Raw genomic sequence first — 13,879 nt, 5'->3', positions numbered from 1 at the left:
CCTTGTGACATGAAAGACTTCGAAATCAGCAAAATCCTTTCCCTGCTCGCCCGCACCGCCCCCTTCCTCGTGTTCCGTTTTCTCGTGTATTTCGGCATCACCCTCGCCTACGTCCTCGCCACCGGAGCCGGGGCCGGGGTCGGTTACTTCATCGGACGGATCGGCGGCAATCCAGGCGCCTTCAGCGTATGGGGCGGCATCGCCGGTTTCGGGGTCACCAGCGCCATACTGTATTTCATGCGCGAATACATTCTCTATCTGGTGAAAGCCGGCCACATCGCCGTATTGGTGGAGTTGATGCAAGGCAAGGAAATCCCCGGAGGCCGGAGCCAGATCGATTACGCCCAACAGCGGGTCCGCGAACGCTTTGTCCAATCCTCCGTCCTTTTCGGCGTCGACCAACTGATCAAGGGAATCCTGCGACGATTCAACCGAGTCTTTTTCTCAATCGCCTCGTTCATTCCGCTGCCCGGCAGCCAGGGGGTGGTCAAATTCGCCAACACCGTCATCAACAATTCCTTGACGTTCCTCGACGAAGTTATTCTCGCCCACAACCTCCGGACCGAGGCCACCAATCCATGGAGGTCGAGCCAGGACGCCTTGATTCTTTACGCCCAAAACTACAAAGCATTCCTCAAAAACGCCCTTTTTCTCACCCTCGCCATTTGGGTGCTGACTTTCGTCGTCTTCCTGATCGCCCTCGCCCCGGCAGCCGCGATCGTCGCCGTTTTCCCGGGCGCCGCCGGGATCCTTACCTTGATGATCGCGGTGGTCTTCGCCTGGGGCATGAAACAGGCGATCATTGAACCGTTCGGCATGACCGCGTTGATGCAGGTCTTTTTCACCGTCACCGAAGGACAGGAACCGAACCCGGAATGGGACGCCAAGCTCTCCGGCGTCTCCCGGAAATTCGGAGAACTGAAAAGCAAGGCCGCCAGTTGGACCCCGGCAGACGCCGCCACCGACCCGGCCTCCCCCGAACCGCCGCCGCTGGGTGAACCGGGCACCCCCGGTTAATCGGCCGGGGCCGGTTCACTGTTGCGCTCACGCTCTTCTGATTCCGTCGCCTTGCTCATCGCGTTTCGCGCAAGCCGGACGATGTAATACAGCAATCCGATCATGGCCACCAACCCGATCCCATAAAGCCCCCACTCCCACCCTTCGGGGTCACGGTTCACGATTTGCGACAGTCGTCCCACCAACGATCCGACATAAACGTTCACCACCGTGAATGGGATCAACCCGAGGATGCTCGCGCCGAAAAAATCACGCAGCCGAATCTTGGTCAGGCCGAAAAAGTAGTTGGATAGTTTGAATGGAAACCCCGGGACGAGCCGACTCAAGAAAACCACTTTCCAACCTTCCTTCTCCAATCCCTTGTTCAGGATCCGCAGCCGGGGGTGTTCCCTCAAACGAGCGGCGACCTTCTCCCCCAAACAATGCCGGGCAATGAGAAACGCGATCGGAGCACTGATCGCCATCGCCGACAACACCACCAGCAATCCCGGCCAAAAGCCGAAGACGAATCCCGCCCCCAACGTAAAAATCACCGCGGGCACCATGAACAACACGGTCACCACGTAGAGACCGACATAAAGGAGCATCCCCCATTTCCCTTGCTCCTCGAACCACTCCAAAACCGACAACGCCCCTTCCTGGGCCGATTCCGAAAAGGTGAAGACCGCCAACACGATCCCTCCTAACCCCAGGATCCCGACCAAAAAGCCAAACTCCTTCCAATTCAATCCACCCATCACTCCCCCGATTCTAACCAAAACCATCCCCACCACAATCAGGAACTTCTGGCCTCACCGGAATCGCCAGGTGATTGAAAGTGGTGGGAAACCAGGCAACCATCTGTCATTGCGAGGAAGGAGGAACGACTGACGCGGCAATCCACGTTCCGGGAAAGGGGGCACGGATCGCTGTTTCGTGGATTGCTTCGTCGGCGGAGCCTCCTCGCAATGACACGATGGTAATCCCACCACCTCTGATTACACCCGGGTTACTTATGCCGCCCGGGATCGTCCATCGTCTATCAGCTATCGTCTATGCGTCTTCGCCTGCTATCGTCTATTCGCGAAGCGCCCCCCTACGCTTGCCAACCCTTCGCTGCTCCCGCATAACGGTCGGTTTCGTGACACAATATTGGACAGTTCTCGCGGCGGTTTTACCGCTATTCCTCGTGATTTTCGTTGGCGGGGTCATCCGCCGGGCCAATTGGCTGACCGAAGAGGCCGACCACAGCTTGATGCGGATCACGGTGAATCTGTTGGTCCCCGCGCTTATCCTCGACGCCTTGCTGGGCAACCCCGCCCTCGATGATACCCGCAACATCGCGGTGGCCCCCTTGATCGGATTTCTGACCCTGAGCGGGGGCCTCGCGGTCGCTTATCTCGCCGCACCATTGTTCGGCCTCACCGAGCCGCTCCGGCGCAGGACTTTCGCCTTCAGCACCGGCATCTACAACTACGGCTACATTCCGATTCCCCTGGCGGTTCTTTTCTTCGACCGGGAGACTCTCGGGGTCCTCTTCCTCCACAACGTCGGCGTCGAAATCGCGATTTGGACGGTCGCCTTGACCGTCCTGCGCGGCAGCGCAGGGAGCATCACCCGTATTCTTCGTAACCCTCCGATCCTGGCGGTCTTGACCGGATTGATCGTCCACCACGCCGGTCTTTACCCCTACATTCCCCAATTCTTCCTGACCGTCATCCAAATGCTCGGAGCCTCGGCCATCCCTCTGGCACTGCTCCTCATCGGAGCGACCATGGCGGACAACCTCGGGGAATTCGATCCGACCCGAGGAGCCGCGACCGTCCTCGGTGCCTGTGTCCTCCGCCTCGGTCTCCTCGCCGCCGCCTTCCTCGCCTTGGCTTATACCCTGCCGATTTCCAACGAATTGAAACAGGTGATGGTCCTCCAAGCCGCCATGCCAGTCGGGGTGTTCCCTTTGATGATGGTCAAACACTTCGGTGGCCACGTCGCCACCGCGCTTCGAGTCGTCTTCTGGACCTCGTTCATCGGCCTCTTGACGATGCCCCTCTGGCTCCGCCTCGGCCTCGCCTTGATCCAGCCGTAGTAAACCCATGGACTGCCCATCATTCCCGATGAGCACCCATATGAGCAAATATTCGTGTTTTGAGACCTCGACGCCCGCCCGCTCGGTCACGATCCGATTCCGCGCCGTTGCAATAAAGTGCCTTCCAACCGATAAAGGCGCACCAGAGCCCGCCGCACATCGATCAGGGCTTCCACTTCGGCCACTTCGCTGGTCAACAAATCCCGCTGCACCTGGGCGACCTGCAAAACGGTCGAACGCCCGACCCGAAATTTCTCCTCCTCACCGCGCAACACTTCCGCCTGCAACCGCCGGGTCGCCGCGCTCGCTTCCACCTGCTGCATCGCCCGTTCGACTTCCAGCAGGGCTTGCCGGACATCGAGCTCCACCAAATGCTCCAAATTGCGTAAGCTTTCCTCCGCCTGCTGCCGAACGAAACGAGCCCGACGGTCGGTCGAACGCCCTTCGCGATTCCCCCATGCCTGCTCGAATCGCAGGCCGGCGGTCGCATCGTATCCGGGGCCGTCGAGATTCCGGTAGGCCCCGCCGAACGAATCGGAGTATCCGGATTTTCCCAAAGTCACGAACAAGTCGAGCCGTGGCAACAAACCGTTGCGAGTGCGGACTACTTCCAATTCCTGCCGTTCCACCCGGAGCCGCGCTTCCTCCAATTCCGGTCGCCACCGCCGGGCGAGGCTCACATGCGTCTCCGGAGTCTCCAACTCCCACTCCGGCAGACTCGGCAAATCGGCCAACAGCAGCTCGCTCTCCCAAGAGGCCATCGCCGGCCCCGGCATCATCAAACTCAACAACCGCAAGCGGAATTGCTGCCGTCGGCTGCGCGCCTCGATAAAGGCCTGCCGCCGCAACGCCACTTCCGCTTCCACCACGGCCCGCTCCGTGCCGGGTATCTGCCCGATCTCAATCCGCTCTTCCGCGATCTCCCGCTGCCGTTGGGCCAACCCCAGGGATCGCTCGAAAATCTCTTCCTCCCGCTGAGCCAGCAGTAACCCCCAGTACGCCTCCTCCACTTCCGCCACGAATGCTTCGGTGAACCCGCGCAACTCAAATTCCGAGGCCAACGTATCCATTCTCGCCTGACGAATCCCCACCAGATTAGTCTCCGGCCCCCGCCCCCGCAACAAGGCCTGAGTCACCGAGACCCCCATTCGAACCGCCTGTTGTTCGGGCGTCCGGTCCGATTCGGTCCGCAAGTGATTCAACCCGACTTCCACATCGGTTCCACTTGGCAATCGGACGCCGCCTCCGATCTGCCCACGGGTGTCCTCCCCTTCCACCGAAAAGGTATCGCCGGTCGCCCGGGACACCTGCTCCGCCCGTTCCCTCGTATGGGAAATTTCCCCGAAAACATACGGATCGAACACCGCCCGTTCCCGTTCTTCGAACGTTCCGGCGATCAACGGCCCGAGCCGTTGCGCCTGCAACGCCCGATTGTTTTCCAGGGCGATCACCACCGCTTCCTCCAACGAAAGCCGAATCGCCTCCTCCGCCGACACCGCTCCCACGCTCCCCGTCCACAGAATAGCCGCGGCCAAAAACGCCTTCCCGGTGAACGTCCGATGCGACCGTATGGGCCCTTTCGACTCCGACTTCATACTGCTCCAATCCACCATCATTTCCGGTCCCGATGAAAAAATGTATAAACCGCCGGGATAACCAACAGCGTGATCAACGAGGAACTGAAGAGCCCTCCGATGACCGTCCGAGCCAACGGCGCCTGGGCTTCGCCTCCCTCCCCCATCCCGATCGCCAGCGGAGTCAGGGCGAAGATCGTGGTGAGCGAGGTCATCAACACCGGACGCAACCGCCGCCGTCCCGCCTCCTTCACCGCATCGACCACCAACCAGTTTTCCCGCCTGAGCCGGGTCGCCTGGTCGACGATCAGGATCGCGTTGTTCACCACGATTCCCCCCAGCATGATCAATCCGATAAACGACTGCACGTTCAGCGTGGTCCCGGTCACAAACAAAATCAACAACGCCCCGATCGCCGCCAAAGGGACGGAAAACATCACGATGACCGGATCCCGGAAACCTTCGTACAAACAAGCCATCACCATAAAGACCAGCGAAATGGCCAAAACTAGACTGATCACCAATTGAAGAAACGCTTCCTGCTGCTCTTCGTAATCGCCGCCGAGGAAATATCCGTGATAGGCCGGCAACGGAATTTCCTCCAAAGCCGCCCGCACGTCCCGCGCGATCGAACCAAGGTCGCGCCCGGCGACGTTCGCGTTCACATAAGCCACCCGTTGCTGTTCCTTGCGCTCGATCTGAATCGGTCCGGCTTCGAATTCCAGGGTGGCCAAACTTCGGAGAGCCACCGCCCCGTTGGCCGACGGTATTGTCACATCCAATACATCTTCCAGAGTCATCCGCTCCGCGTCGCGCAGGCGGACTTGCATCCGAATTTCGTCCCCGCCTTCGCGGAATTGTCCGGCGGTGGTCCCGCCGACCGCTGTCCGCAGGGTCCGGGCGATCCGGGCGACACTGATCCCGAAATCCGCCGCCCGATCACGGTCGATTCGTATCATTTGTTGGGGTACGCCCGCTTCACGACTCACCCGGACGTCGGTAATTCCCGGGATCTCTTCCATCACATCCCGCGCCCGGGCCGCCAAGGCGTCGAGCGTCGGCAAATCATGGCCGCGCACTTCCACGCTGAGCCGTTCGTCGCCCCCGGCCAGTATCCGCATCACGAAAAGGCCTTGTCCTTCCCGGACCCGGATCGTCACCCCGGGTAAGCCGGTCAATTCGCGCCGCACCGCATCGGCCACTTGTGCGCTCGAACGGGTGCGCTGCGACAACGGGACCAAGGACAACCGCAACTCGCCGCTCGCCGCCGCCCCCGGACGAAACGCCGACGAACCGACGCTGGTCTGACTATTCTGGATCTCGGGAACCAACGGCATGACGATCGCCTCGATCTCCCGCATCTTTTCATCCATCACTTCGAGACGAGTACCCACCGCCATCTCCGCATTGATCCGAACTTCCCCTTCGTCCGCTTCCGGCATGAACTCCTGGCCGATGTGCGGGATTAAAAGGAGGCTTCCGCCCAGTAACAAGAACGCCCCCAACACGACCACCACCCGATGGCCGAGCGCCGCATCCAGGACCCGTCCGTAGCCTTCCTCCAAGCGATGGAATCCTTCCCTCGCCAAATAGGCCATCCGGGCGCCAGCTCCCGTTCCTCCCTCTCCCCGTCCGGTTCCTTCGGGCAACCGGGCCGCGAGCATCGGCACCACCGTCAACGCCACCAGCAACGAACAGACCAGCGAGAAGGCGACCACGAAGGCCAGCTGGCGGAAGATGATGCCCGTCGTTCCTTCCAAAAATACCATCGGCAGGAAAATCACCAATGTGGTCAACGTGCTGGCAATGATCGCCGCCGTCACTTCGCCCGCCCCATTCACCGCCGCTTCCATCGCCGCTTTCTTTTCCCTCTGCCGCAGCCGAAAGATGTTTTCCAGGACCACGATCGAACTGTCGACCATCATCCCGACCCCCAACGCCAATCCGCCAAGGGTCATCAAATTCAACGTCAATCCGTTGAAATAAATCAGGGCGAAGGTCGCGACGATCGAGATCGGAATGGCGGTGGCGATCACCAGCGAACTCAGAAAACTCCGCAAAAAGAAAAGCAGGATCAACACCGCCAAACATCCCCCGGCAGCGATCGACCCGATCAGATTCCGAATCGATCGGGTGATGTATTCGGAGGTGTCCGACACGACGATCAACTGCGCCTGGGCGAAATCGGCATTGATCCGCCGGACTTCCTCATGCACGCCGCGCGCCACTTCCACCGTATTGGTACCGGACTGCTTTCGCACCGCCAGACGGACCCCGGGCTCACCGTTGATCCGGATGATCCGGGTCACTTCCCGGTGGGTTGGTATCACCGTCGCCACTTGCTCCAGATAGACCGGAGCGCGTTCCCGGTACGCCACCACCGTCCGGGATACCTGGTTCAAATCCGTGAAAAGCCCTGGCGCCCGCAGCGTGACTTGATACATTCCGTCGTCGATGTCACCGGCCGGGAGAGTGATATTTCCTTCCCGCAGCGCCTCGGTCAAATCGTCCAATGCCAAATCAAACGCCCTCAAACGATCCGGATCGACTTCGATCCGGATTTCCCGCTCCAGTCCTCCCCAGGTCTCCACCGCCGCCACCCCAGCCACCCGTTCAAGGCGGTGCTGGACGTGTTCGTCGATAAAGGTCCGCAACTCGATCGGATCCATCGAACTCGCCACCCCCAGAAAAAGAATCGGAAACGAGGTCGCATCAAACATCCGGATACGCGGACGGTCGGCTTCGTCCGGCAGGCTCGGAATCACCCGGTCCAATCGGTCACGCACGTCATTGGCCGCGACATCGAGATTCGTCCCCCAGCGGAAACCGACGCTGACGCTGCTCACCCCTTCAGCCGAGGTCGAGGTCATTTCCTCCACCCCCGGCACGGCCGCGATCGCCCGCTCGATCGGACGGGTCAGCAACTCCTCCACTTCATTCGGGCTGGCGTTCTCATAGGTGGTTGAAACCGTCAGGCGCGGCAGCGTCACTTCAGGCATCAAATCGATCGGCAACCGGGCCACCGAAACCACCCCGAGCGTGACCACGATCAGGGTCACCATCGACGTGAAGACCGGACGCCGGACCGTGAATCCGGAAATCCTCATCGATCCATCCTCCCGTTGACCGATGGCGACACCCCTTCCCGTTCGATCACCCGCACCGTCGCTCCATCCGTCAATTGGCCTTGCCCCAAGGTCACGATCCTTCCGGACAACTCGGGCGCCCGAATTTCAACGTATCGTCCATCACGGATACCGGCATCCACCGGAATGAAGCGGGCGACGTCGCCTTCCCCGCCGACTTGGAACACTCCTTCGCGACCGTTCCGGCGCACGATGGAATCCCTCGGCACCGCCATCGATCCGGGAGCTTCGCGAAGTCCGAGCCGGACCCGGGCAAACATCCCCGGCGCGAGCCGTTCGTCGGGATTCTCCACATCAATTTCCACCCGAGCTTGCCGGGACCCGGCCTCAAACACCGGGGCCACCCGGGCCACCGTTCCGGTGAACCGTTCTCCGGGGAACGCATCCACCACCACTTCCGCCTCCTGCCCGCGCCGGAGCAATCCGAAATCGCGCTCAGTCACGAAGATCACCGCCCGCAAGGTCCGCAAACTCACCAAGGATAGGAGCCGTTCGTTGGCGGATACGAATCCTCCTTCGCTGACATAGCGCTCGGCCACCGCCAGATGCTCGTCGTCCGCCTCCCAGTTGGCGCGCACTTCCGCCTGCGATAGCCGCAAACGAGCCATCGCCACCCCCGCCTCCCGTTGAGCCAACGTTCCTCGAGCCACCCGCAACCTGGCTTCCGCCGCGTTCAAACGGGCCTCCGCCGTTTCCAAATCGGCCTCCGCCGCGATCTCGCGTCCCCGCAACACCCGGATCCGCTCCAGTTCCCGGTCGGCGAGCCGAAGTTCGCTTTCCGCCTCCGCCACATTGGCTTCCGCCACTTCGCGCTCCGCTTCTGTTTGCCGCAGTTGTTCGACGAACTCATCCGTATCGAGTCGGGAAACGACTTGCCCCCGCTCCACCCGGTCGCCGATGTCAAACTTCAACTCCAGGATTTGTCCCGGCACCCGGGCCACCACATCGAAACGAGCCCTCGCCTCCAACGACCCGGTGAATCCACGGGTCTCCTGCAGATCCCGGCGCTCCACCGGCGTCACTTCCACCGCCACGGTTCCTCCCCTCGATCCCCCGCCCCGCTCGGCCTGCGCCGGAGTTTCCTCTCCAGTCGACAATCGCCAAAACACCAATCCGATGACGGCGATCAACAAAACGCCCCCGACTACCTTTCCAATCGTTTTTTTCACGTCAAAATTTCTGCTGTAAATCGTCTTAACACCAGTAGTGAACACCGCCCGGCCCAAAAAGCATCGCTCATCTCGGTTTTAACCCCGAAAAAACCTGCGGGTTCCCCCGATCCCTCCAAATCATCCCGAATAAGACAACCGCTCAAATGCCCGGGTCAACGGCCAAAAAGCGATAATCACCGTCGCGAGCAGCATCCGATCCGCTCCATCGCCCGATCCAACGATCATCGCCGCCTGCAGCGGAAACAGCAATCCACTCAACCGCAAGATCGACTGCGACACAACCACCGGCGGTAAATCACCGCCCTCCGGCGTCCGTCCCCGTCGGTCGGGCAACCGCGGAATCACCCGCAGAGCCACCACCGTCACGAAAACCAACAATACCGCCACCGCCACTTGAGCTGGCCAATCGATCAACGGCGACCACGGAAGGTAAACGAAAAAAGCGACCATCACCACCAACGCCGGCAACGCTCGCTCCACCCAAAACAATCGTCCGATATCGCTCCGATCCTTCAAATGCATCACGGCGACAGCATACCCGAAAACCATCCCGCTCCCCCACCAGGCCAGCGGCGGAACTTCCCCTCCGGTCGCCGCCATCGCGCCCAGGAGAACGGCCAATCCGCGGCAAATCCCCGCGTTCAACGCACCGACTCCGCCCACATTTCGCGTCACCAATCGGTAATTCACCACCGCCAGCCCCAAGCCAACCGCCACCCAACCCGTCTCCCACCCGAGTCGAAACGAAACCCCGAGCCCCGCAGCCGCCAAAAATACCGTCACCAGCACCACCATCATCCCGACCATCCGCCCGCCCCCAATCAAACGGCCCGGGTGGTCGACCCGCCCGGAAACAGCCCCGCGAAACACCCCCAAGAGACGTCCCGCCAGATGCAGCACCACAACGACCCCGATCGCCGCCAACGGGCGCAGCCCCAAAACCATGGAACCGCCGGCCAAAAGAAACCCCGCCAACGGATCCCCCGGGACCGAAAGAAAAAACGACGGTCGAACAACCGCCGCCCATGCCCGCACCGATCTCACTGCCGGTTCATCCGACCAGCGCCCCGGAACGCTCCGGTCCGCTCCTTCCCCGCGACGTGAACAACGACGCCGTGGCAGATAAACTGATGGTATCCTTCGCGCATCTCAAAATCCTGCCACGATCCACGAGCCACTGTCAATCCGGCCGCCCCTGTTGTACAAGTCCCGGCTTAGGTTGGAGTTCCGCATTCATGCGGCCGTTACATTGCCGAAAGACCGCCTGAAGGCGGGACTCCAACCAATCAGGCCGATGAAATCGCCCTGCGCCGCGCCCCAAAGAACCGACAGCGGTAGACCTTGAGGTCGAGTGTCTCAAAAGGGCCGCATCTCAAGCTAGGCCCTGTCCGAAAAGGGGTTCGTTTGCCGAAGCCCGTTCGGTCACGGGCCGTATGGTCGCTTCTTTGGGTTTCATGTGTCAGATTTTCGGGTGTCAGGATAAAAGAAATCTCGGTCCTGAAACCTGAAACCCGACACCTGAAACCTCTTACGGGCTCGTCCGCGCCGCTGACTATGCGAATTCCCGCAGTCACACCCCTTTTCGGATGGGCCCAAGCTAGCCGAGTCTCGTCCGGCGCTCCGTCCCCGATTCCGTTAGTTCAGGAAGGTTTTTGCTCGGACGACTCCTCGGCGGACGCCTTCGGCGGCTGTGCTTCTTCCGATGTCGCCTCCGCGGATTGATCCTCCTGAGGTGGAGCGGCCGGGCTCGCGGCAGCCTCCGGCGTTTCTTCCGCAATTGGCTCGGCGGCCGAAGGACTCTCCGATGCGACCTCCGGCGACGCCGGGGCCTCCACGCCATCGACCGGTTCCTCGGCTTTGGCTTCGGATTGTTCGGTGTCCGCCACCGGCTCTTCCGCCTTCTCCTCCGGTTTCTTGTCCGCCCCGGCTTCCGGCTTGGGAGCCGGTTCCTCGCGACCCGGTTCGGCGATCGGATGCATCGACAAACGGCCGTCCGAATACTCAGTCACGTAGCCTTCCGAAAGCAACCACCGGAGGTCGAGCCCGAGGCGCTTCACCTTTTCCTGGGATTCCGCATCGGGAGCGGGAGCGCTTTCCCCTTCCTGCGGGGTCGGAATGCCTAACAGTTTCTCCGACAACTCACTCGCATGAATTTGATCGTTTTTCTCCAAAAACTCGATCAGGCGCTGCACCGAATCCGAAAAAACCTGATTCGGCTGCCGGAATTTCCGTTTCACCGCACAAACCAGCGAAACTCCTTTCGATCCCTTCTTGTAGATAAAGAAATGTTGGCGACGGAGACGACCGCGCAAGGTATTGGCCGTGTCGAGGGGGAAGCGTTTTTGCAGTTCGACGTAGGCGACCGCATACGGACGGACATCACTCGGCAACTTTTCCACCAATCCCCCGGGGAACCGGACCGTCTTGACGGGATGCACCACCTTGTCTTTGACCTGCCGAATCAGGTAGGAACGCGCTTCCTCCGGCGTTTCTAAAACCTTCTCCTCGCCTTCACCCCCGCCGACAATCTTGTAACGGGTTTGTTTGGTCATGCTCTCCAACCACTTCTGCACCGCTTCTTCATCCTTCACGGTTTCAATGTGGGACCGGAACCGGTCAAACGGCATGTCGGAGAATCGTTCCTGGTGGTATTCCAAAAGGATCGCCTGGTAACGATGGTAATTCGGGGGCCCCAACACGTCGCCGGTCAGATTGCAACGGGCGACAAACTGGAAATTCCCTTTCGGCGCCTCCACTTCGACTTCCTCCACGGTGAAAAACCGATCGAGGTGATTCCGGTAGACATGGTCGATCGCCGCTTCCTCCGACAGAAACGGCACGCCATCCGGAACCGATTGGAAAAATTGACTTCCGCGCTCCCGGTCGCCCCGGAATTTGAGTCCGATTTGATACCGGTCGGGCTTCTCCAAAACCAACCGACTGACCTCGAACAACTCGTAGGTGCGCAACGAATGGCGCATCGCTTGGGTCAGCTTCACCAAAATCGGCTCTTCGGGGAAAATCTGCACCTCAAAGGGAGACTCCCGGAGCAACGCTTGAGCGGTCGGCTCCTCCCTCCGTCCGCCACGAGGCGGAGGTCCACCGCGGGCCGGACGCCCACCTTCGCGGCGATCGGGGGGACCGCGGCGCTCGCCTCGATCCCTCGCCGGACGGCCTTCCCGCGATTCCGGCGGCCGCCGGTCGGGACGACGATCCCCGCCCCCACGACGATCCCCGCCCCGGGGGCGATCCCCTCGTTCGGGCCGGGTCGACGGCTTGGCGGACGATTCGCTCCAGTTCGTCGCGAAATTGAAATTCTGGAGCGCGCTCAGGTCGACCTTCTTCGAGCTATCGTCCTCGGCTGGGCCGCTGTTGTCGGTGGATTTGTCCATGGGTGCTTGGCAGAGAAAGGGAATTGATCAGCAGAACGCTCAACGTGCGAAATTCCGCGAAATGAGGCAAGCGATTTTTAGCGACCGCCGACCCCGTTTCGCCGGGGCCGTCATTGGGCCTGAGGGATGCCCTCGAGCGCAGGGTCGACCATGAAGCGGTCGATGCGCGCCAAAACCCGTTCCTTTCCGAGAACCCGCAACAGGCCGTAGAAGCTCGGGCCCATGCTTCGCCCGGAAACCGCCAGGCGGCAGGCATGGATGTATTCGCCGGTCGAGACCCCGTGCGTTTCAGCCAGCGATTGAACCACCGATTCGAGGTGATCCTCGGTAAAATCATAGGTCCCCTCCAACGCCGCCCGCAATTCGGTCACCCGGCTCCGCGGATCGCCCTTGCGGAAAATTTTCGCGGCGGCCTTTTCGTCGAACGCGTAATCTTCCCGGAAAAAGTAATCGCAGAACTCCGCGAGATCCTCCACCGACCGGAGTTTTTCCTGACACAACGTCAACACTTCGTCGACGTAACCCGCGTCGGCCCCGGCCAACAGGTTCGCCTCCTGGAGCGCGCTCCGACCCATCCCCAGAAAATCCTCGCGGCTCAACTCATGGAGATAACGACTGTTGATGAAGGAGAGTTTCTTTTCGTCGAAACGGGCGTTGTTCTGATTGATCTGCGGCAAATCGAAAATCCGGATGATCTCGTCAATCGGCAAAACCTCCCGGTCGTCCTTCGGCGACCAACCGAGCAGGCAAAGATAATTCCGGACGGCTTCCGGGAGAAACCACCGTTTTCGATAATCCTCGATCAGCGCCCCTTTGTCCCGCTTGCTCATTTTCCCCGGCCCATTCTCCTTCAAAATGAGGGGAATGTGAGCGAAGGTCGGGAGCGGCGCCCCTAAGGCCTTGAAGAGTTCGGTGTGTTTGCTGGTGTTGGACAGGTGGTCTTCCCCGCGGATCACATGGGTGATCTTCATCGTGATGTCGTCGACCACGTTGACCAAATGGAAGACGGGAGAGCCGTCGGAACGGACGACAACAAAATCTTTTTCTTCGGTCCGCTCCACCCGCCCCCGCACCGCGTCCTCGATCACCTGCGGTTCGCCGGAAATCCGGAAGTAACCGGCCCCGTCTTTTTCATAGATACGATCGGCCGCCCGAAGCTTGTCAATGTATTCCTGATAAATCTCCGAGCGTTGGCTCTGGAAATACGGTCCGTAATCTCCGCCGGCGTCCGGACCTTCGTCCCATTGCATGCCGAGCCAGCGCATGCCATCGAAAATGACCTGCAACGCCTCCTCCGTATTCCGCTCCTTGTCGGTATCTTCGATCCGGAGAACAAACGTCCCTCCGGTATGCCTGGCGTAAAGCCAGTTAAACAATGCGGTGCGGGCGCTTCCGATATGGAAGAAGCCGGTTGGACTGGGAGCGAAACGAACGCGTACGTCGGACATTCCCTCAATTTCTAAGTCGAACCCGCCGAAGCGCAAGCACCACGTCGCATCAAAATCAGGTCAGC

9 protein-coding genes are annotated in these 13,879 nt (G+C 60.6%); 2 read left to right on the top strand and 7 right to left on the bottom strand.

The window, feature by feature from the left end:
- The first annotated feature begins 9 nt into the window (after positions 1-9).
- Positions 10-1,017 (top strand): hypothetical protein, encoded by a 1,008-nt coding sequence (locus ACWUI2_RS13155; protein ID WP_486983312.1) that lies wholly within the window; start codon positions 10-12, stop codon positions 1,015-1,017.
- Here ACWUI2_RS13155 and ACWUI2_RS13150 read toward each other — a convergent pair.
- Positions 1,014-1,781: a TVP38/TMEM64 family protein gene (locus ACWUI2_RS13150; RefSeq protein ID WP_486983311.1), complete on the bottom strand. Its 768-nt coding sequence runs from the start codon at positions 1,779-1,781 to the stop codon at positions 1,014-1,016. The genes ACWUI2_RS13155 and ACWUI2_RS13150 overlap by 4 nt on opposite strands.
- Positions 1,782-1,972: 191 nt before the next feature.
- On the opposite strand from ACWUI2_RS13150, the gene ACWUI2_RS13145 reads away from it, so the two are divergent.
- Positions 1,973-3,082: an AEC family transporter gene (locus tag ACWUI2_RS13145; RefSeq protein WP_486983310.1), complete on the top strand. Its 1,110-nt coding sequence runs from the start codon at positions 1,973-1,975 to the stop codon at positions 3,080-3,082.
- A gap of 86 nt (positions 3,083-3,168) precedes the next feature.
- On the opposite strand, the gene ACWUI2_RS13140 is transcribed toward ACWUI2_RS13145, so the two are convergent.
- From ACWUI2_RS13140 to ACWUI2_RS13115, 6 genes are all read right to left on the bottom strand, one after another.
- On the bottom strand, positions 3,169-4,617 hold the full coding sequence (locus ACWUI2_RS13140; RefSeq protein WP_486983309.1) for a TolC family protein: 1,449 nt from the start codon (positions 4,615-4,617) through the stop codon (positions 3,169-3,171).
- A 77-nt stretch (positions 4,618-4,694) separates the two neighbouring features.
- Positions 4,695-7,763, bottom strand: a complete 3,069-nt coding sequence (locus tag ACWUI2_RS13135; RefSeq protein ID WP_486983308.1) for an efflux RND transporter permease subunit — start codon at positions 7,761-7,763, stop codon at positions 4,695-4,697.
- Positions 7,760-8,971, bottom strand: a complete 1,212-nt coding sequence (locus ACWUI2_RS13130; RefSeq protein ID WP_486983307.1) for an efflux RND transporter periplasmic adaptor subunit — start codon at positions 8,969-8,971, stop codon at positions 7,760-7,762. The genes ACWUI2_RS13135 and ACWUI2_RS13130 overlap by 4 nt, the downstream gene beginning before the upstream one ends.
- Positions 8,972-9,091: 120 nt before the next feature.
- Positions 9,092-9,919 (bottom strand): UbiA prenyltransferase family protein, encoded by an 828-nt coding sequence (locus tag ACWUI2_RS13125; RefSeq protein WP_486983306.1) that lies wholly within the window; start codon positions 9,917-9,919, stop codon positions 9,092-9,094.
- Positions 9,920-10,614: 695 nt separating this feature from the next.
- Entirely contained in the window at positions 10,615-12,366 is a 1,752-nt protein-coding gene (locus ACWUI2_RS13120; protein ID WP_486983305.1) for a hypothetical protein, read from the bottom strand.
- 110 nt (positions 12,367-12,476) lie between these two features.
- Entirely contained in the window at positions 12,477-13,814 is a 1,338-nt protein-coding gene (locus ACWUI2_RS13115; protein WP_486983304.1) for a glutamate--tRNA ligase, read from the bottom strand.
- Between the last annotated feature and the right edge of the window lie 65 nt (positions 13,815-13,879).

Source organism: Verruconatronum alginivorum, assembly GCF_056590205.1.
Note: the sequence above shows the minus strand (reverse complement) of the source record. Positions and strands in the feature narration are given on the sequence as shown.